17 protein-coding genes and 1 other annotated feature are annotated in these 18,111 nt (G+C 66.7%); of the genes, 8 read left to right on the top strand and 9 right to left on the bottom strand.

Going from position 1 to position 18,111, the window contains the following annotated elements; translation table 11 throughout:
• Positions 1 to 31: 31 nt before the first annotated feature.
• Complete coding sequence (locus HH800_RS11240; protein WP_169861117.1) at positions 32 to 2,164, top strand: ComEC/Rec2 family competence protein; 2,133 nt, start codon at positions 32 to 34, stop codon at positions 2,162 to 2,164.
• Here HH800_RS11240 and lexA read toward each other — a convergent pair.
• The 5 genes from lexA to trpD all read right to left on the bottom strand — a co-directional run bounded on the left by lexA (position 2,155) and on the right by trpD (position 6,380).
• Positions 2,155 to 2,832, bottom strand: a complete 678-nt coding sequence (gene lexA / locus HH800_RS11235) for a transcriptional repressor LexA (protein ID WP_097383507.1) — start codon at positions 2,830 to 2,832, stop codon at positions 2,155 to 2,157. The two genes, HH800_RS11240 and lexA, sit on opposite strands and share 10 nt — an antisense overlap.
• A gap of 104 nt (positions 2,833 to 2,936) precedes the next feature.
• Positions 2,937 to 4,121, bottom strand: coding sequence for a gephyrin-like molybdotransferase Glp (gene glp / locus HH800_RS11230; RefSeq protein WP_169861116.1), 1,185 nt, complete (start codon positions 4,119 to 4,121; stop codon positions 2,937 to 2,939).
• Complete coding sequence (gene moaC / locus HH800_RS11225; RefSeq protein WP_169861115.1) at positions 4,118 to 4,603, bottom strand: cyclic pyranopterin monophosphate synthase MoaC; 486 nt, start codon at positions 4,601 to 4,603, stop codon at positions 4,118 to 4,120. The genes glp and moaC overlap by 4 nt, the downstream gene beginning before the upstream one ends.
• Positions 4,600 to 5,391 (bottom strand): indole-3-glycerol phosphate synthase TrpC, encoded by a 792-nt coding sequence (gene trpC / locus HH800_RS11220; RefSeq protein WP_169861114.1) that lies wholly within the window; start codon positions 5,389 to 5,391, stop codon positions 4,600 to 4,602. The genes moaC and trpC overlap by 4 nt, the downstream gene beginning before the upstream one ends.
• Complete coding sequence (trpD, locus tag HH800_RS11215) at positions 5,388 to 6,380, bottom strand: anthranilate phosphoribosyltransferase (RefSeq protein WP_169861113.1); 993 nt, start codon at positions 6,378 to 6,380, stop codon at positions 5,388 to 5,390. The genes trpC and trpD overlap by 4 nt, the downstream gene beginning before the upstream one ends.
• A gap of 132 nt (positions 6,381 to 6,512) precedes the next feature.
• Between trpD and HH800_RS11210 the strand changes: the two genes are divergently transcribed.
• Both HH800_RS11210 and HH800_RS11205 read left to right on the top strand, forming a co-directional pair.
• Complete coding sequence (locus HH800_RS11210) at positions 6,513 to 8,267, top strand: chloride channel protein (RefSeq protein ID WP_169861112.1); 1,755 nt, start codon at positions 6,513 to 6,515, stop codon at positions 8,265 to 8,267.
• Between the two features lie 161 nt (positions 8,268 to 8,428).
• Positions 8,429 to 8,484 (top strand) — a sequence feature (sul1 is cis-regulatory element that is thought to sense ions involved in sulfur or methionine metabolism; They are found in Alphaproteobacteria).
• A gap of 63 nt (positions 8,485 to 8,547) precedes the next feature.
• Positions 8,548 to 10,038: a SulP family inorganic anion transporter gene (locus HH800_RS11205; RefSeq protein ID WP_169861111.1), complete on the top strand. Its 1,491-nt coding sequence runs from the start codon at positions 8,548 to 8,550 to the stop codon at positions 10,036 to 10,038.
• A gap of 24 nt (positions 10,039 to 10,062) precedes the next feature.
• Here HH800_RS11205 and HH800_RS11200 read toward each other — a convergent pair whose 3' ends face one another.
• Positions 10,063 to 10,653, bottom strand: a complete 591-nt coding sequence (locus HH800_RS11200; RefSeq protein ID WP_004207469.1) for an anthranilate synthase component II — start codon at positions 10,651 to 10,653, stop codon at positions 10,063 to 10,065.
• 118 nt (positions 10,654 to 10,771) lie between these two features.
• On the opposite strand from HH800_RS11200, the gene HH800_RS11195 reads away from it, so the two are divergent.
• Positions 10,772 to 11,215 (top strand): hypothetical protein, encoded by a 444-nt coding sequence (locus tag HH800_RS11195; RefSeq protein WP_169861110.1) that lies wholly within the window; start codon positions 10,772 to 10,774, stop codon positions 11,213 to 11,215.
• Between the two features lie 128 nt (positions 11,216 to 11,343).
• Here HH800_RS11195 and rnr read toward each other — a convergent pair whose 3' ends face one another.
• The gene (rnr, locus tag HH800_RS11190) at positions 11,344 to 13,659 is read right to left on the bottom strand and encodes a ribonuclease R (RefSeq protein WP_169863302.1); all 2,316 of its coding nucleotides are present in this window, start codon (positions 13,657 to 13,659) and stop codon (positions 11,344 to 11,346) included.
• A 76-nt stretch (positions 13,660 to 13,735) separates the two neighbouring features.
• Here rnr and HH800_RS11185 point away from each other — a divergent pair, with 76 nt between their 5' ends.
• Positions 13,736 to 14,140: a cupin domain-containing protein gene (locus tag HH800_RS11185; RefSeq protein WP_235682091.1), complete on the top strand. Its 405-nt coding sequence runs from the start codon at positions 13,736 to 13,738 to the stop codon at positions 14,138 to 14,140.
• Positions 14,141 to 14,265: 125 nt separating this feature from the next.
• Here the strand turns inward: HH800_RS11185 and HH800_RS11180 are convergent, their stop codons facing one another.
• The gene (locus HH800_RS11180; RefSeq protein WP_169861108.1) at positions 14,266 to 14,592 is read right to left on the bottom strand and encodes a hypothetical protein; all 327 of its coding nucleotides are present in this window, start codon (positions 14,590 to 14,592) and stop codon (positions 14,266 to 14,268) included.
• Between the two features lie 137 nt (positions 14,593 to 14,729).
• Here HH800_RS11180 and HH800_RS11175 point away from each other — a divergent pair, with 137 nt between their 5' ends.
• The 3 genes from HH800_RS11175 to HH800_RS11165 all read left to right on the top strand — a co-directional run bounded on the left by HH800_RS11175 (position 14,730) and on the right by HH800_RS11165 (position 17,272).
• Positions 14,730 to 16,127, top strand: coding sequence for an aldehyde dehydrogenase family protein (locus tag HH800_RS11175; protein WP_169861107.1), 1,398 nt, complete (start codon positions 14,730 to 14,732; stop codon positions 16,125 to 16,127).
• A gap of 16 nt (positions 16,128 to 16,143) precedes the next feature.
• The gene (locus tag HH800_RS11170) at positions 16,144 to 16,485 is read left to right on the top strand and encodes a gamma-glutamylcyclotransferase family protein (protein ID WP_169861106.1); all 342 of its coding nucleotides are present in this window, start codon (positions 16,144 to 16,146) and stop codon (positions 16,483 to 16,485) included.
• Between the two features lie 232 nt (positions 16,486 to 16,717).
• On the top strand, positions 16,718 to 17,272 hold the full coding sequence (locus tag HH800_RS11165; RefSeq protein WP_169861105.1) for a hypothetical protein: 555 nt from the start codon (positions 16,718 to 16,720) through the stop codon (positions 17,270 to 17,272).
• A gap of 69 nt (positions 17,273 to 17,341) precedes the next feature.
• Here the strand turns inward: HH800_RS11165 and HH800_RS11160 are convergent, their stop codons facing one another.
• Positions 17,342 to 18,106, bottom strand: coding sequence for an NRDE family protein (locus HH800_RS11160; protein ID WP_169861104.1), 765 nt, complete (start codon positions 18,104 to 18,106; stop codon positions 17,342 to 17,344).
• Positions 18,107 to 18,111 lie beyond the last annotated feature (5 nt).

Below are 18,111 nucleotides of genomic sequence, written 5' to 3'. Positions count from 1 at the left end.
TGCCTGATCCATGGATGCGACGCCCCCTAGCATGGCTTTTGAGCCACGACAAACGTCCGTTGGGCGCAGGACGGTGCGTATTGCGCACAATGGATTTGCGCGGATCGAACAATGGCTGGAGGTGGAGCGCGAACAGCTCGCCTTGTGGGTGCCGGTGGCGCTGGGCGCGGGCATTGCCGGCTGGTTCGTGCTGCCGGGGCCGGTGGACTGGCTGGCCTGTTGCTGCGCGGCGCTGGGGCTGGCCTGTCTGGCACTATTGCTGCCGGTGGGCGCGCGATCGCGGCATATGCTGGTGGCGGGCGGCTTGCTGGCTTGTGTTGGTTGCCTGCTGGTCTGGGGCAAGGCGGCTTGGCTGGGGCAGCCGCCGCTGGCCCGTCCCATATTCGTACAGGTGACGGGGAGCGTGACGGCGGTGGCCAAGCTGCCGGCGCAACAGATGGTGCGGGTGGGCTTGCGGCCGATCGCGGCGCCAGCGCTGCCCGCGGCGATCCGGGTGAATATCGCGGAGGCGGACGTGCCCGAAGGGCTGGGCAAGGGGGCGGTGCTGCGCTTTCGTGTGCGGCTGATGCCGCCCGCGCCGCCGAGCGTGCCGGGGGCGTTCGATTTTGCGCGACGCGCCTATTTCCAGGGGATCGGGGCGACCGGGCGGGCGCTGGCGCCGGTCGAGATGGTGGAGCAGGCGCGCGAGGGGCCGACGCTGCGGGCGCGGCTGTTCGATCATATCGGCGGGCAGGTGGCGGGCGCACCGGCGGGGATTGCGGTGGCGCTGGCGACCGGCGACCAGGGCGCGATTGCCGAGGCGGATGCCGAGGCGATGCGGCGCAGTGGCCTTGCCCATCTTCTGTCGATCAGCGGGCTGCATGTGACGGCGCTGATCGGGGCGGTGATATTCCTGCTGCTGCGCCTGCTGGCGCTGATCCCGCGCGCGGCGCTGGACTGGCCGCTGATGTTGATCGCGGCGGCCGGCGGCGCGCTGGCAGGGATCGGCTATACGCTGCTGACGGGCGCGGAGGTGCCGACGGTGCGATCCTGCATCGCGGCGCTGCTGGTGCTGGGCGGGCTGGCGCTGGGGCGCGAGGCGATCACCCTGCGGCTGGTCGCGACCGGGGCGCTGGTGGTGCTGGTCTTCTGGCCCGAGGCGCTGATCGGGCCGAGTTTCCAGATGAGCTTTGCCGCCGTGGTCGCGCTGGTGGCGCTGGGCGAGCATCGGCGGTTCAAGGGGTTCGCGATGGCGCGGGACGAGCCTTGGTTGCGCAAGGCCGGGCGAACGGTGGCGGCGATGCTGTTGACGGGGTTCGCCATCGAACTGGTGCTGGCGCCGATCGCGCTTTACCATTTTCACAAGGCAGGTTTGCTGGGCGCGGTAGCTAACCTCGTCGCGATCCCGCTCACCACCTTCGTCATCATGCCGCTGGAGGCGGTGGCGCTGGGCTTCGACCTCGTCGGGCTGGGTACGCCCTTCTGGTGGCTGACCGGCAAGGCGATCGCGCTGTTGCTGGCGGTGGCGCATGGCGTGGCGGCCAGCCCGATGGCGGTGATGCTGGCGCCGGCGGTGCCGGGCGGGTTGTTCGCGATCATCGTGGCGGGTGGTCTCTGGTGCCTGCTCTGGCGCAGTCGCTGGCGTTGGCTAGGGCTTGGGCCGGTGGCGGTCGGCCTGATCGGCATCACGCTGCTGGCGCCGCCCGATATCGTGGTGACCGGCGATGGGCGGCATGTCGCGGTGCGGACACCGGCGGGGACGATGGCGCTGCTGCGCGAGGGGGCGGGCGACTATGTCCGCGATGTGCTGAGCGAGAGCGCGGGCTATGACGGGACGCTGGAGGCGATCGCGACGATGAAGCAGGCGCGCTGTTCGACCGATCTGTGCGCGGTGACATTGCCACGGGGCGGGCGCGACTGGCATTTGCTGGTGACGCGCAATGCGATGCTGGTGGACCGGCCGGTGCTGGAGCGAGATTGCGCGGCGGCGGATATCGTCATCAGCGACCGGGGCCTGCCCTTTTGGTGCCGGCCGCGCTGGATGAAGATCGACCGCCGGCTGCTGTCGCGCACCGGCGGCCTGTCGATTGGCCTTGAAGGCGGCAAAGTTCACACCGTCCATCGGCCCGGCGACGCGCATCCGTGGATCGTGCGCCGCCGGCCCCGAACAGCCGGTCAGTTGTAGCGGCGTAGCAGGCCGGCGAGCTTGCCCTGGATGCGGACCTGGCGCGGATCATAGATCTGCGGTTCATAGGCGGCATTGGCGGGATCGAGCCGGACGCGCGATCCTTCGCGGCGGAAATATTTGAGCGTCGCTTCGGCGTCGTCGATCAGGGCGACGACGATCTGGCCCTCGCGCGCGACATCGGTGCGCTGGATCAGCGCGAAGTCGCCGTCGAGAATGCCGGCCTCCATCATCGAGTCCCCCGACACTTCGAGCGCATAATGATCGCCCGAGCCGAGCAAGGCGGCGGGGACGGAGAGCATGGTGTGGCTTTCCATCGCCTCGATCGGCACGCCGGCGGCGATGCGGCCGTGCAGCGGGATTTCGATCACGTCATTGGCGGCGGTCGGCAGCAGCACGGCGGGCGCCGATATCTTGGGCGTCGGAATGGCCGGCGCGGGCGCGCGGTGCATCGCATCGGGCAGCTTGAGCACTTCGAGCGCGCGGGCGCGATTGGGCAGGCGACGGATGAAGCCCCGTTCCTCCAGCGCATTGATCAGCCGGTGGATGCCGGACTTGGAGCGCAGGTCGAGCGCGTCCTTCATCTCCTCGAACGAAGGGGACACGCCGCCTTCTTCCAGCCGGGTCTGAATGAAGCTCAGCAATTCCTGCTGCTTGGGCGTCAACATCGGCGGTCCTCCATGGAACGAATGAAGAACGCATAGGAAACGGAAAGGGGCAAGTCAAGCGCGTTAAGCCATGCGCCGCTTTTGCCGGTCAGGCAGTCAGATAGTCAGGCGGTCAGGGGGATGATGTCGACCATGTCGCCGGCAATGGCGGGGGCTGAACCGGCCGGGCGGCGGATCAGGCAGTCGGCCAGCGCCATGGCGGCGGTGGCGGCGCTGTCCTGCGACGTGACCGAGACGATGCCGTCGGCGCCGCGATAGGCGCGCAGATAATCGTCGCGTTCCGCCGTCGCGCCGAGTGGGGCGGCAAGGCGGGCCTGCACGACCGGCGGCAGCGGCGCGCGCGATCCGGCGAGATGGCGGACCAGCGGGCAGAGGAAGAGGGTGCCGGTGACGAAAGCGGAGACCGGATTGCCCGGCAGGCCGAGGAAGGTGGCGTTCCCCAGGCGCCCGGCCATTAGCGGTTTGCCCGGCCGCATCGCGATCTTGTAGAAATCGAGCGTGCCGCCGGCGGCCGCAAAGGCGAGGCGGACATAGTCATGGTCGCCGACCGAGGCGCCGCCGGTCGAGACGATGATGTCGGCCTGTGCCGCCTGTTCCAGCGCCTGCGTCATGGCGGCGAGATCATCGGGCACGATGCCAAGGTCGATCACGTCGCAGGGCAGGGCGGCGAGCAGGGCGGCGAGCATCGGCGCGTTGGACGAGGGGAGATAGCCCGGCGGCGTCGGCGCGCCGGGGGGGACAAGTTCATTGCCGGTCGAGAGCAGGGCGATGCGGGGCCTGGCGCCGACGGGCAGGCTGCCATGGCCGCCAAGGACCGCAAGCGCGATCTGGCCCGGCGTGAGGCGGCTGCCGGCGCTGACCAGCAGCGTGTCGACGCGGAAATCCGAGCCGAGCGGGCGGACATGCCTGCCGGACGTCAATATGCCGTCATGCGCGGTCAGTTTGTCGCCATCGCGCGTGGCATTTTCCTGGATCAGGATCGCATCGGCGCCGGCCGGCAAGGGCGCGCCGGTGAAGATGCGGCAGGCCTGGCCCGGTTGCAGGGCCGGGATATCGGCGTCGCCCGCGCTGCTGGTGGCGACCAGCTGCCACGGCCCGGCGCCTTCGGATGCGCGCACGGCATAGCCGTCCATCGCGGAAAGATCGGCCCAGGGCTGGTCGCGGAGTGCGCTGATGTCGGTGGCGAGCCAGCGACCGGCACAGGCGGCGACGGGCACATGTTCGGCCGGCAACGGATTGGCAAGGGCAAGGAGCCGCGCCTGCGCGTCCGCGACCGGCATCAGGCTCATCGGTCGCTGCTCTCCGGCGCGGTCCAGTCGCCCGACTTGCCGCCGCGCTTGGCGAGCAGGCGAACATCGCCGATTATCATGCCCTTATCGAGCACCTTGGCCATGTCATAGACGGTGAGCAAGGCGGCAGTCGCGGCGGTCAGCGCCTCCATCTCCACCCCGGTCTGGCCGGCGGTGCGCGCGGTTGCGGTGACGGTGACGCCATCGTCGCGGAGGGTAAAGTCGATGGTGACGGCGCTCAGCGGGATCGGATGGCAGAGCGGGATCAGTTCGGCGGTGCGCTTGGCGGCCATGATGCCGGCGACGCGGGCGACGGCCAGCACATCCCCCTTCTTGACGAGGCCGGCGGCAATCGCCTGCGCGGCGTCGGCCGCCATGGTGATGCGGCCGGCGGCCACCGCCTCGCGCGCGGTCACGGCCTTGGCCGAGACATCGACCATGCGCGCCGCGCCATCCTCGTCCAGATGGGTGAGGCCGGTCATGCGCCGGTCAGCAGGTTGCGGGTCGCCGCCTCGACATCGGCCTGGCGCATCAGGGTTTCGCCGACCAGGAAGTAGCGCACGCCATGATCGGCCATGGCGGTGAGGTCGGCATGCGAACCAAGGCCGCTTTCGGCGACGAAGGTGCAGCCGTCGGGCGCCTTGCCCACCAGTTCATAGGTGCGGGCGAAATCGACGCTGAAATCGCGCAGGTCGCGGTTGTTGACGCCGATCAGGCGCGAGCGGAGTTTGAGCGCACGTTCCAGTTCGGCCTCGTCATGCACCTCGATCAGGGCATCCATGCCCAGGCCGAGCGCCGCATCCTCTATCTCCTGCATCTGGCTATCTTCCAGCGCGGCGACGATGATCAGGATCGCGTCGGCGCCGAGCGCGCGGCTTTCCAGGATCTGCCAGGGATCGACGATGAAATCCTTGCGCAGCACCGGCAGCGCGCAGGCCGATCGGGCGGCCATCAGATAATCGTCATGGCCCTGAAAATAGGGTTCGTCGGTCAGCACCGAAAGGCAGGCGGCGCCACCGGCGGCATAGGCGACGGCATGGGCTGGCGGATCGAAATCGGCGCGGATCAGCCCCTTGGACGGGCTGGCCTTCTTCACCTCGGCAATCAGGCCGAAGCCCGAACGGGCGGCATCGTCCAGCGCCTTGCGGAAGCCGCGCGGCGGGGTCTGCTCGCTAGCGCGGACGTGGAGCGATGCGATCGTCGTCGCGGCCTTGCGGCGGGCGACATCCTCGCGCTTGAAATCGCAGATTTCGATGAGCTTGTTGGTCATTGATAGGCAATCCAGCAATTGAGGAGCGCGTTGGCAAGGCCGTTGTCGATCGCTTCGGCGGCCTGTTCGACGCCTTCCTGGAAATCATGGGCAGCGTCAGCCACCACCAAAGCGGCGGCGGCGTTGAGCAGCACGGCGTCGCGATAGGCGCCGGCCTCGCCCTGGAGCAGGGCACGGAGCGCCGCGGCATTATGGGTCGGGTCGCCGCCGCGAATGGCGGTTACGGGCTGGGTCGAAAGGCCCAGTTCTGCGGCGGTCAGGCGGCGCATCGCGACGACGCCGTCGGCCGTCACCTCGGCAATGTCGTTGCCGCCGGCGAGCGAGAGTTCGTCAAGCCCCTCGTCGCCCGACACGATCATCGCATGGGTGGCGCCCAACTGGCCCAGTGCGTCGGCATAGATGGGGACATAGGCGGGACGGGCGATGCCGACCAGTTGGCGGCGGACATTGGCTGGATTGGCGAGCGGCCCCATCAGGTTGAAGATGGTGCGTTCGCCGATCGACCGGCGGATCGGACCGAGACGCTTGAGCGCAGGATGATAATTTTGCGCGAACAGGAAGCAGATGCCCAAATCCTTGAGCGTCGCTTCCGCCGTGGCGGCGGCGCGATCGAGATCGAGGCCCAGCGCTTCGAGCGTATCGGCGGCGCCCGCCTTGGACGAGGCGGCGCGATTGCCATGCTTGGCGACCGGCACGCCGGCGGCCGCGACCACCAGGCTGACGGCGGTCGAGACGTTGAGCGTATGATGGCCGTCGCCGCCGGTGCCGCAGACGTCGATCGTGCCGTCGGGCGCGTCGACCGGGATCATCCGGGCGCGCATCGCGCGGGCGGCGGCGGCGATTTCCGTCGCAGTCTCGCCGCGCCGCGCCATGGTGACGAGGAAACCGGCGATCGCCTCGTCCGACAGGTCGGCGTCGAACAGCAGGTCGAAGGCGCGGGCGGCTTCGTCGGCGGCCAGGGGCGCGCTGGGATGGGGCAACAGGGTCATGGGCCAAGCCTTTAGTCCCGGCCGCGCGCGAAAGTCGAGGGCGACATGCTATTTGCCCGCCAATTGGAATTTTGTTGCGTGGCCCGGCAATTGGCTTGACGTGCAGGCCAAAGGGGCGTTGTCGGAGAAACCATGCGCCGTTCCTGGTCGACCCTGTTCTGGAGCCTTGCCATCCGCCAGCGCCGCCGGTTGCGCGAGAGCGAGGCGGCCTTCATCCTGCTCGCCATACTGGCGGGCGTGGCGGCGGGGCTGATCACGAACCTGTTGCAGCTGATGGCGCACGGCATCCAGGAACTGCTCTACGGCGTCAGCATCAATCGGCTGAGCGCGTTGGGCGAGATCCGCCATCCCTGGCGGCTGCTGGGCCTGCCGCTGGGCGGGCTGGCGCTGGTGCTGCTGGCGCGGCTGCTGCGCCGGCGGCAACGGCCGCTGATCGACGTGGTGGAGACCAATGCGCTGCATGGCGGGCGCATCCCGATGGCCGACAATCTGGTGATCGCCGGGCAGACGGTGCTGTCGAACGGGGCGGGTGCCTCGGTCGGTCTGGAGGCAGCCTATGCGCAGATGGGCGGCGGCGTCGCGTCGCTGCTGGGCCAATGGCTGAAGCTGCGGCGCAATGATCTGCGCACCCTGGTCGGTGCGGGCGCGGGGGCGGGCGTGGGCGCGGCCTTCGGCGCGCCGCTGGCCGGCGCCTTCTATGCGTTCGAGATCGTGATAGGCCATTATACGCCCGCCGCGATCGCGCCGGTTGTGGCAGCGGCCTTGAGCGCGGCGTTCGTGACCCGCGCGCTGGGCGTCGAGCCGTGGCTGATCGCGACCACGGCGGACCGGATATTGGGGACGGCGGACTATCTTCTCTATGCGCTGCTGGGCCTGCTGTGCGCGGGGCTGGGCATATTCATCATGCGGATGGTGACCTTTGCCGAAATGCGGGTGCAGGGCTGGACCTGGCCGGGGCGGTGGCGGCCGCTGATCGGCGGCGTGCTGCTGATGCCGCTCGCCTGGCTGACGCCGCAGACGCTGTCGGCGGGCCATGGCGCGCTGCACCTCAACCTCATCCTGCTGCCCGACTGGACCGTGCTGCTGATGATCCTGTGCCTCAAGATCGCGGCCTCGGTGATTTCGCTGAGCTTCGGCTTTCGCGGCGGGCTGTTCTTCGCGTCCTTGTTCCTGGGATCGCTGGCGGGGCAGATTTTCGCACAGATCGTCGACCTCATCGGGATCGGCTGGGCGCTCGACCCCAATGATGCGGCGCTGGTGGGGATGGCGGCGCTGAGCGTCGCGATCGTCGGCGGGCCGATGACGCTGGGCTTGCTGATGCTGGAGACGACCCATGATTTCCAGCTAATGGGCGTGGTGCTGACCGCGTCGCTGCTGTCGAGCGCGGTGACGCGGGAAATGTTCGGCTATTCCTTCTCCACCTGGCGGCTGCATCTGCGCGGATCGACCATCCGCAGCCCGCGCGACATTGGCTGGGTGATGAACCTGACCGCCGGGCGGATGATGCGGCGCGACTGGGTGTCGGTGCCCGATACGATGAATGTCGGCCAGTTTCGTGCGCTGGTGCCGCTGGGGTCGGCGAGCAAGGCGATCATGATCGACGGCGCAGGCGGCTATCGCGGCATCGTGCCGACGGCGGCGGCCTATCGCCCCGAACTGGCGGAAGATGCGCCGATCGCGCCGCTGGCAACGATGGCCGATATCTCGCTGCGGGCTGACGCGGATATTCGCGCGATCCTGCCTTTGTTCGACAAGGCGGCGGCGGACGAGCTGGCGGTGGTGGACGAAAGCGGGCTCGTGCTGGGTGTGCTAACCGAGAAACATGCGCGGCGGCGCTATTTCGAGGAGATTGAGAGTTCGCAGCGGGCGCTGTTCGGCGAGGGATAGGGCTTTCTTGGAAAATGCGCGGAAGGGCGCATTTTCGGTGCCGCACCGGCCCGCGCCCCCACCCGGCCTCCCACAGTATATCGCCGTAGGGCGTCCGGGCGAGGGCGCGGGCCGAGCCGGGGTTGCATTGGCGGGGCAGGGCTGTAGAAGGCCGGCATTCGCATGGACCCGGTGAAATTCCGGGTGGCTATTCCGGCCGCCGATCCGCCGGACAACATCACACATGATTATCGAACAAGCGCCCGCGTTGGCGCCATGTGACCTGATGTGGATTTTCGACATGACCCAATTTTTCAGCCGCTATCGCCGCCAATGGTTCAGCGACGCCCGGACGGCGCGCCATGACATCATGGCCGGCATCGTCGTCGCGCTCGCCCTGATCCCCGAAGCGATCGGCTTTTCCATCATCGCCGGGGTCGATCCGCGCGTCGGCCTCTATGCCTCGGTGGCGATCGCCATCACCATCGCGCTGATCGGCGGGCGGCCGGGGATGATTTCCGCCGCGACCGCCGCCGTCGCCGTGCTGGTCGGGCCGCTGGTGCGCGAGCATGGCGTCGAATATCTGTTTGCCGCGACGATCCTGATGGGCGTGGTGCAGATCATCGCCGGGCTGCTGCGGCTCGACCTGCTGATGCAGTTCGTGTCGCGATCGGTCATCACCGGCTTCGTCAATGCGCTGGCGATCCTGATCTTCATGGCGCAACTGCCGCAGCTCACGAATGTCGGCTGGCAGACCTATGCGATGGTGCTGGGGGGGCTGGCCATCATCTATCTCTTCCCCCGGATCACTAAGGCGGTGCCGGCGCCGCTGGTGGCGATCGCGCTGCTGAGCGTGCTGTCGATCGGCCTGGGCCTGCCGGTGCATACCGTCGGCGACATGGGGCGCCTGCCCGAAGGGCTGCCGAGCCTTGCCCTGCCGCAGGTGCCGCTGACCTGGGACACGCTGCGCATCATCCTGCCCTATTCAGTGACGATGGCGGCGGTCGGCCTGCTCGAATCGCTGCTGACCGCGCAGATCGTCGACGACATGACCGATAGCGACAGCGACAAGCAGCGCGAATGCATGGGGCAGGGCGGGGCGAATATCGTCGCGTCCCTGTTCGGCGGCATGGGCGGCTGCGCGATGATCGGCCAGTCGGTGATCAACGTCACGTCCGGCGGGCGCGGGCGGCTGTCGACCTTCGTCGCTGGCGCCTTCCTGCTGTTCCTACTGGCGGTGCTGGGGCCGTGGGTCGGGCGCATCCCGATGCCGGCGCTGGTCGCGGTGATGGTGATGGTGTCGATCGGCACCTTCAGTTGGGCCTCGATCGCCAATCTTCGGCGCCATCCGCCGACCTCCTCGGCCGTCATGCTGGCGACGGTGGTGGTCGTGGTGGCAACCCGCGACCTGTCGCTGGGCGTGCTGACCGGCGTGCTGCTGTCGGGCATCTTCTTCGCCGCCAAGGTGCAGCGCATGTTCGCGGTGGAGCGCAGCGAGGCCGATGGTCGGGAGACCTATCGCGTCACCGGCCAGATTTTCTTCGCCTCGGTCGACCGCTTCACCCGCGCCTTCACGGGCGAGGAAAGCGCGACCCATGTGCTGATCGACGTGTCGGGTGCGCATTTCTGGGATATTTCGGGCGTCGGCGCGCTCGACAAGATCATCGCCCGGCTGCGGCGCGAAGGGCGCATGGTCGAGGTGGTCGGCTATAACCGGGCGAGCGCCGACATCGTCGACCGCTTCGCCCTGCACGACAAGATCGGGGTGGAGACGGGGGCGGTGCCGCACTGACATGCGGCCTGCCCCGGAGCGGCCTTAGGCCGCTTCGCGCTCGCGGACCGGGATGCCGGCGACCTTCATGAAATTGGCCAGCATGTCATGGCCATGTTCGGTCGCGATGCTTTCCGGGTGGAACTGGACCGAATGGATCGGCAGGGTCGCGTGGCGGAAGCCCATGACCGAACCGTCCTCGCTGGTCGCGTTGACCACCAGGTCGGCCGGAATATCCTCGACGATCAGCGAGTGATAGCGGGTCGCGGTGAAGGGCGAGGGGAGGCCGGCGAACAGGCCGGTGCCGTCATGGCGCACCGGCGATGTCTTGCCGTGCATCAGCCCGCCGCGCACCACCTTGCCGCCGAAATGCTGGCCGATCGCCTGATGGCCCAGGCACACGCCCAGCAGCGGCGCGCCGGCATCGGCGCAGGCGGCGACCAGATCCAGGCTGACACCCGCCTCATTGGGGGTGCAGGGACCGGGCGACAGCAGGAAGGCCTTGGCCCCGCTCGAAAGGGCCTGGCCCGCCGAGATAGCGTCGTTGCGCACGACCTCTACCTTGGCCCCCAGCTCCATCAGATAATGGACCAGGTTCCAGGTGAAGCTGTCATAATTGTCGATGACGAGGATCATGGGACACAGCCTATAGGCGCGGATGACGATGGGGGGAAGGGGATGCGGGGGATTTCCACTGTCGGGTATCGGCCAATGATCATTTGCAGAATTGCATTCAGCCGATCTAGGCTGCCTAATGACCCAAGTGCTTACGTTCAAAATCGAATATCTGGATGGGGGGCCTGTATCGTTGATGCCCTGTATCGATGGCGTCACATTGGCCGATCTTGTGGAAGCCTTTGAGCGTGCCAATGGCTATATGGATCCGGCGGGTGGCTACGGCGGCATAGTGCCGGCATATTTCAACCTCGGTCCGCTGACTTCGTATTTCATGGGCCGAGAGGGGCCAATTGAAGGCGATGAGGCTGGTGAAATTTACGCGTTGTTTTGCGAGTGTGGCGAAGCTGGTTGTTGGCCGTTGATCGCTCATGTTCGATCGGATGATCAAATTGTAACATGGAATGCTTTCGCCCAACCTCATCGACCAAAGCGTGACTATAGCGGCTTCGGACCTTTCGAGTTCGCCCGATCAGAATATGATGAAGCTTTAGCTATCGCCGCATCCTTTGATGTTGAATGACGCAATGGTTCTTTCGTCATCCCAGCGCAGGCTGGGATATCTCTTTCTTTCGGCCCATGAAGAAAAATGAGATGCCAGCCTGCGCTGGCATGACGGAGTAAAAGGAGGGCGCGCGCTACGCCCGTCCCCTAGCGTTTCTTGTGCTTGCCCCGGCTGCTGCCGATGTGGCGGATGTTGGTGGGGCGGCCGCGGTGGATTTTGGGGCGGGTGCGGTCGCGTTTCAGCGGGCTGCCGCGCGGGGCCGGATTGTCGGGCAGCTCGAAGCGCAGCGCGCCGTTGATTGGATCGGCTTCGGCGAGGCGCAGTTCCAGCCGTTGGCCCACCGTATAGCCGTCGCCGCTTTCGACGCCCTGCAGCGCCTTGCCCGCTTCGTCGAAGAAGAAATGTTCGGCGCCCAGCGTCGATACGGGCACGAGGCCGTCGCCGCCCAGCCCCTCGACCGTCGCGAAGAAGCCGAAATTCTGGACTCCGGTGATCCGCGCCTTCACCACCTCGCCGACATGGGCCGACAGGAAGGCGGCGACATAGCGGTCGATTGTCTCGCGCTCCGCCTCCATCGCGCGGCGTTCGTGGCCCGAGATCATCTCGCCGACCCGGCCCATATTCTCATAATCCTCCTGGCTGAGGGAGGAACGGTCGGGGATCGCCTTGTCCTTGGGTGCGGGCAGTTCGAGATCATAGGCACCGACCAGCGCGCGATGGACCAGCAGGTCGGCATAGCGGCGGATGGGCGAGGTGAAATGGGCGTAGCTGCCGAGCGCCAGGCCGAAATGGCCCATATTCTGCGGCGCATAATAGGCCTGGGTCTGGGAGCGCAGGATCTGGGTCATGATCTGCTCCTTCTCCTCCGACTCGCCGACCTTCTTGATCAGCTGGTTGAAGGTGGACGGGCGGATCACCTGGCCGAGCGCGAAGTCGATGTCGAAGGTGGCGAGATATTCCTTGAGCGCGACCAGCTTGTCGCGGCCCGGCGTTTCATGGACGCGATACATGACCGGCGCCTTCTTCGCCTCCAGCGCCTTGGCCGCGGCGACGTTGGCGGCGATCATATAATCCTCGATCAGCATATGGGCGTCGAGCCGTTCGCGCACCGCGACGCTGACGATCTTGCCCCATTCGTCGAGGACCACGCGCCGTTCGGGCAGGTCGAGCGCAAGCGGATCGCGCTTTTCGCGGGCCTTGCGCAGCAGCGCCCAGCAGGCCCAGAGCGGTTTCAATGCCGGTTCGAGCAAATCATTATCCTGCTCGCCATCGATCGCGGCCTGCGCATTTTCATAGGCGAGGACGGCGGCGACGCGGATGATGGCGCGGGAGAAGCGGAAGCTCTTCACCTTGCCCTGCGCATCGATCACCAGATGGCAGGCCATGGCGGCGCGGTCCTGACCGGCGCGCAGCGAGCACATGTCGGACGAGAGCTGGTGCGGCAGCATCGGCACGACCAGGTCGGGGAAATAGACGCTGTTGCCGCGCTTGCGCGCCTCGCGGTCGAGCGCGCTGCCGGGGCGGACATAATAGCTGACATCGGCGATCGCGACGATCGCCTTATAGCCGCCTTCATTGGCGGGATCTTCGTCCGGCGCGGCCCAGACGGCGTCGTCATGGTCGCGGGCGTCGACCGGATCGATCGCGACGATCGGCAGATGGCGCAGATCTTCGCGCTTGTCTTCATGCAGCGGCAGCTTCGACGCGATAACCGCTTCCTCCTCCACCGCTTCGGGGAAGACATGGGGGATGCCATGCTTGTGGATCGCGATCAGGCTGAAGCTGCGCGGGGCGAAGGGATCGCCAAGAATGTCTGTGACGCGCGCGCTGATCCGCGGCGGGCGACCGGTCGGCTCGGCCAGGACCAGGTCGCCCTTCTTCGCGGTGCCGATGTCGCTGATCGGCGTATCCTTGCGGATGCGCTTGTCGACCGGGCGCAGCCACAGCTTGCCGTCGGCCATTTCCTCAACCACGCCGAGCAGCATTTCGGTCGCCTTGGCGAGCTTCTTCATCGGATGGGCGAGCCAGCCCTTGCCCGCTTCCTCGGTGCGGGCGAGGATGCGGTCGCCGATCGTCAGCGCGCCGCGCTTGCCCCGTTCGACCACGCGGATGCGGGGCGCGGGCTGGCCTTCGGCCTCCCAGCGTTCGGGGGTGGCGATCAGGGTGGTGTCGTCGACATCGACGATGCGCAGCACCGTCACCTTGGGCACGCCGCCCATCTTGTGGAAGGCGCGCGCCGGTCCGATGTCGAGCAGGCCTTCGTCCGCCATGTCCTTGAGCAGCGCCTTCAAGGCGATCTTTTCCTGCCCCTTGAGGCCGAACGCCTTGGCGATTTCGCGCTTGCCGGCCGGGGTGTCGGACTCGGTGATGAAGTCCATCACCTGCTGCCGGGTGGGGAACCCGGCGGGACGGACTTTCGCGCGGGCCGGGGCCGCCTTCTTCTGCTTCTGGGTCGATGCCATGGCTCCGCTATAGGGGGCAGGGGGCATGGGCGCCAGTGGCATGGCGGGATGGGGGTGGCGGATCGTTGGGACGGGCATGACGATATTGCTTCTCCCCCTGTTGCTCGCTGCCGCGCCTGATGCCCCGATCGCGCCGATAGATAGGGCCAATGCCGAACATTATGTCTGGGGTGGCAGCAATGATGGCTGGCATCTGGTGAAGCGCGACGAGATGTCGGTGATCCAGGAACGGATCGTGCCGGGCGGGGCGGAGATACGCCATTATCACCAGCGGGCGCGGCAATTCTTCTATGTCCTGTCGGGCGAACTGACGCTGGAGGCGGGCGGGGTGACCCATGTGCTCAAAGCGGGCCAGGGGCTGGAAGTGCCGCCGGGCGTGCCGCACCGGGCGCAGAACAGGAGCGGCGCGCCGGTCGATTTCCTGGTCAATTCGACGCCCAAAAGCCATGGCGACCGGGTCGACGCGCCGGCGGAGAAATAGGAAATCGCCCGCTTAACTTCGCATATTTCCCGCACATTCTGATATTTTGGAACAATTGTTGGAAATCTTGTTGCGCGCCGGCCCGCTTGCCTTTGTGCGCCGTGCAGCGAGGACTATGCGGGCCATCAATCGGGCTGATACCAGTAGATATCATGGCCGATCTTGGAGAAGTGTGGGCCTGACGGCGGACCTTTCCGGCTATCGTGCGTGATGAAATAGCCCCAGCCGCCGTCAAAATAGGGCTTTGTCAGAATGTCGACGCCATCGGGGGAAATCGTGACGCTCATGGGATCGAGCTGCGCAATGTGATGTGGCCAACGGCTTTTGGGCACGAATTGCTGGCTGGCGGGCGTTCGCGCAGCCAAGGCTTTGGCTTCCCGTTCAATCGCTTGCAGGGTTGCAGTGTCCTGAACTGGCTGCCGGCACCCGGTGAGCGAGGCAAGGATGGCCATGATGGCGAGGCCGCCAATGCGATTTGCGTGCATATACTCCCCCGATGCGGAACGTCGCCGCTTATGAAGTGGGTCTAGCGGATCGCATCACTGTAGGACAGGCTTGCAGCATGGCATGGCTGCGGTAGAGGGGCGGGATGCAGCTTCTTATCGATGGTGAGCTGGTCGATGGCGCGCGCGCCATCGACCTTGTCAATCCGGCGGACGGGCAGGTCTTTGCCGCCGCGCCCTGTGCCGATGCGGCGCAGGTGGAGCGGGCGGTGGCGGCCGGGCAGCGGGCCTTTGCCGGCTGGCGCGCGCTGGACTTTGCTGCGCGTGGCGCGCGGATTGCGGCGCTGGCCGATGCGCTGGAGGGCCGGGCCGAGGATTTTGCTACGCTCCTGACGCAGGAACAGGGCAAGCCGCTGGCCGAGGCGCGGGGCGAGATCGAGGGGGCGGTGGCGGCGCTGCGCTATCATGCCGGGCTGCGGCTGGAGCCGGTGGTGCTGAAGGAGAGCGCGGCCGAGCGCGTGGTCGAGCAGCGCCATCCGCTGGGCGTGGTGGCGGCGATCGTGCCGTGGAATTATCCGCTGCTGCTGCTGGCGCTCAAGCTCGCGCCGGCGCTGATCGCGGGCAATGTCGTGATCGCCAAGCCCGCGCCGACGACGCCGCTGACGACATTGATGCTGGGCGCGCTGGCGGCCGACATCTTCCCCGCCGGGGTGGTGCAGATGCTGGGCGATGCCGGCGATGTCGGGCCGATGCTGACGGCGCATCCGGGAATCGCCCATGTCAGCTTCACCGGATCGACCGCGACCGGGCGGCGGGTGATGGCGGCGGCGGCCGACACGGTGAAGCGCTTCACGCTGGAACTGGGGGGCAATGATCCGGCGATCCTGCTGGACGATGCCGATGTCGCGGCGGTGGCACCGATCCTGTTCGACGGGGCAATGGGCAATGCCGGGCAGGTCTGCCTGGGTGTCAAGCGCATCTATGCGCCGCGCGCGCTGATGCCGGCGCTGGGCGCGGCGCTGGTCGAATGCGCGCAGCGGGCGGTGGTCGGCGACGGTCGGGCGGCCGGCACGACCATCGGTCCGGTGCAGAATGCGGCGCAATATGCGCGGCTGGTCGACCTGCTGGCGGAGGCGCGGGCGCAGGGGCGGGTGCTGCATGGCGGTGCCCCCATGGAGGGGGACGGCTATTATATTGCGCCGACCATTGTCACCGACCTGCCCGACGCGGCGCGGCTGGTGCAGGAGGAACAGTTCGGGCCGATCATCCCGCTGCTCGCCTATGATGACGAGGAGGAGCTGGTCCGGCGGGTGAATGACGGCCCCTATGGACTGGGCGCGTCGGTATGGACCGCCGATGCGGCGCGCGGGCAGGCGATGGCGGCGCGGATCGACAGCGGGCTGGTCTGGGTCAACCGGCTGTTCGACCTGCCCTTCGACGTGCCGATCGGCGGCGCCAAGCAATCGGGCATCGGCCGGCACCAGGGGCTGGCCGGGGTGGAGGAATTCACTCAGATCCGCATCGTCAATGCGGCCCTGGGCTGAGCGGAGGAGCGTGGTGATGACCGAGATATTGCTCTTTTCCTATGGCACGCTGCGGCTGGCAGAGGTGCAGAGGGCGCTGTTCGGCCGGCTGGTGCAGGGCGAGCCGGATGCGATGCCGGGCTATCGCCAGCGCATGATCGAGATCAGCGACCCCGACGTCATCGCCAAGAGCGGCACGCGCTGGCACCCGATGGTCGAGCCGAGCGATGATCCCGAGGATGCGGTGGAGGGGACGCTGTTTCGCCTGACGGAGGCGGATGTCGCCAGCGCCGACGCCTATGAGGTCGACTATGTCCGGCGCGAAGTGCTGCTGCGGTCGGGACGGCGGGCCTTTGTTTATGGGGACAAGGGGGCTTAGCCGGGCGGGGGCTGAATTGGGTGGATTTCAGACCGTCCGGTTTGGAGGAGGTGATTGGCGATGACTGAAGCTGCGCCGAGAAAATCGTTCGGTAATAATCGCCTAATTGCGGACTTTCAGCTACGATCATGAGCCGGTAGCTGCGGTGGGTGAGTGGCAATCTGTTGGCGGATATGCGAGCAGCCGGATGGAATTGTGTTGGACGATATGGTGAAGTGGGGCGAGTTAAGTGATGAGACGATCTTTCATTGCCGGGTCGCTGGCGGCACTAGGTTTGGGCAACGCTCGCGCGACGCCGACGCCAAAAAAAGCATTTCCACCTGTCCCGACTTGGAAGCCATCTTTTTCGCAGCCGACTGACGCCGTGATTGATCGCATCTCCTATTATTCAAATGGCAAAAAGGACTTTGCGGTCTTTTGCAACGGAACCTGCGTGATACTCGATGACGGTCTGTCCGATGTTGATGCCAAAGCAACTTCTCTCAAAGTCTTGGCTGATATTTTGAGCTTCCATCCTGACATGAACCCCGCTCCGATGGACGATGGCAACATACTCGTGCGCTATAATCATCCAGCCGTGAATGTGGTGCTCAGCACGGTCGCGAAAGCACATTGGGATGAGATCGATAAGCGCCATCTTGACGGCTTAACGCCCGACGAGGTTTTGATAACGCCGCTTGGACAGAACAAGTTCGACGATTTCGGGAAGCAAGCGCTGCTAGGCCGCGCCTACATGTTTATGGATGCGCAGTCTCCTGAGATCATTCGTCTGGTCCGGCATCGCTAACAGGAATGTAAACGATCTGATGGAGTGACCACCTTTGGTTGTTTGGGGCGGTCGCAAGTATCGCCGTCATTAGGCAGCCGGCCAATGAAAGGGGATGCTGCTGTTGCCAGTGACCTCGCCCTGCGCATCGAAGCGGCGTTCCAGCGCCAGGCCGGTGCCGTCCGGGGCGATGGCGAGGATGCTGCTGCAGCGTGTGCCATAGACGGAGTTGCGGATGAAGATGGGCGAGAGTGGCGGCTCCAGCGGGGCGTCGGACGGCGTGGCCGGGGCGATGCCGGTGGCGGGCAGGGTCTCGCGGCGCAGGGCGTCGAACAGGTTTTCGGGATCGGTCGCGCCGGCGACGAGCCATTGCAGCATCGCCTCCTTGAGCGCGAGCGTCTTGGGCCAGGGCTGGTCGAGCGGCCCGTTGGAGAGGCCGTAGAGGCCGGGCGCGAGCAGGCTGCGCTGGGGCTCGGGGCGATTGGTGAGGAAGACGAGCCGGTCGCGGTCGGCGAGCAGCAGGTTGAACGGGTTGAAATCGTCGAGTGCCGCAGTGTTAGGATCGGCATAGGTGCCGCTGCCGGTCAGCAGGTCGGTCACCAGTGCGCCGCGTGAGGCGCGGTCGGGCAGGGGGTCGCCGAAGCCGCGCAAATTGGTGATGACGGCCGCCCGACCCTCTTCGTCCGCGCCGAGCCAGGTGCCGCCCGATTGCAGGTCGCGCCCGGCGATCAGGCCCGGCCGATCGTCCCAGCGCGCCATCGCGGCGGCGGGACGGGCATGATATTCGTCGCGATTGCCGATCAGGACAAGCTGCCAGCGCGGGTGCGCCCGCCAGGCCAGTGCCACGATACACATAATGC

The sequence above is a fragment of the Sphingobium yanoikuyae genome (assembly GCF_013001025.1).
Lineage (GTDB): Bacteria > Pseudomonadota > Alphaproteobacteria > Sphingomonadales > Sphingomonadaceae > Sphingobium > Sphingobium yanoikuyae_A.
Note: the sequence above shows the minus strand (reverse complement) of the source record. Positions and strands in the feature narration are given on the sequence as shown.

What these genes read in the sequence shown, in the direction of transcription:
- HH800_RS11240 (WP_169861117.1), top strand. Translation starts at nt 32, where the DNA reads ATGGCTTTTGAGCCACGACAAACGTCCGTTGGGCGCAGGACGGTGCGT.
- lexA (WP_097383507.1), bottom strand. Translation starts at nt 2,832, where the DNA reads ATGTTGACGCCCAAGCAGCAGGAATTGCTGAGCTTCATTCAGACCCGG.
- glp (WP_169861116.1), bottom strand. Translation starts at nt 4,121, where the DNA reads ATGAGCCTGATGCCGGTCGCGGACGCGCAGGCGCGGCTCCTTGCCCTT.
- moaC (WP_169861115.1), bottom strand. Translation starts at nt 4,603, where the DNA reads ATGACCGGCCTCACCCATCTGGACGAGGATGGCGCGGCGCGCATGGTC.
- trpC (WP_169861114.1), bottom strand. Translation starts at nt 5,391, where the DNA reads ATGACCAACAAGCTCATCGAAATCTGCGATTTCAAGCGCGAGGATGTC.
- trpD (WP_169861113.1), bottom strand. Translation starts at nt 6,380, where the DNA reads ATGACCCTGTTGCCCCATCCCAGCGCGCCCCTGGCCGCCGACGAAGCC.
- HH800_RS11210 (WP_169861112.1), top strand. Translation starts at nt 6,513, where the DNA reads ATGCGCCGTTCCTGGTCGACCCTGTTCTGGAGCCTTGCCATCCGCCAG.
- HH800_RS11205 (WP_169861111.1), top strand. Translation starts at nt 8,548, where the DNA reads ATGACCCAATTTTTCAGCCGCTATCGCCGCCAATGGTTCAGCGACGCC.
- HH800_RS11200 (WP_004207469.1), bottom strand. Translation starts at nt 10,653, where the DNA reads ATGATCCTCGTCATCGACAATTATGACAGCTTCACCTGGAACCTGGTC.
- HH800_RS11195 (WP_169861110.1), top strand. Translation starts at nt 10,772, where the DNA reads ATGACCCAAGTGCTTACGTTCAAAATCGAATATCTGGATGGGGGGCCT.
- rnr (WP_169863302.1), bottom strand. Translation starts at nt 13,659, where the DNA reads ATGGCATCGACCCAGAAGCAGAAGAAGGCGGCCCCGGCCCGCGCGAAA.
- HH800_RS11185 (WP_235682091.1), top strand. Translation starts at nt 13,736, where the DNA reads ATGACGATATTGCTTCTCCCCCTGTTGCTCGCTGCCGCGCCTGATGCC.
- HH800_RS11180 (WP_169861108.1), bottom strand. Translation starts at nt 14,592, where the DNA reads ATGGCCATCCTTGCCTCGCTCACCGGGTGCCGGCAGCCAGTTCAGGAC.
- HH800_RS11175 (WP_169861107.1), top strand. Translation starts at nt 14,730, where the DNA reads ATGCAGCTTCTTATCGATGGTGAGCTGGTCGATGGCGCGCGCGCCATC.
- HH800_RS11170 (WP_169861106.1), top strand. Translation starts at nt 16,144, where the DNA reads ATGACCGAGATATTGCTCTTTTCCTATGGCACGCTGCGGCTGGCAGAG.
- HH800_RS11165 (WP_169861105.1), top strand. Translation starts at nt 16,718, where the DNA reads ATGAGACGATCTTTCATTGCCGGGTCGCTGGCGGCACTAGGTTTGGGC.
- HH800_RS11160 (WP_169861104.1), bottom strand. Translation starts at nt 18,106, where the DNA reads ATGTGTATCGTGGCACTGGCCTGGCGGGCGCACCCGCGCTGGCAGCTT.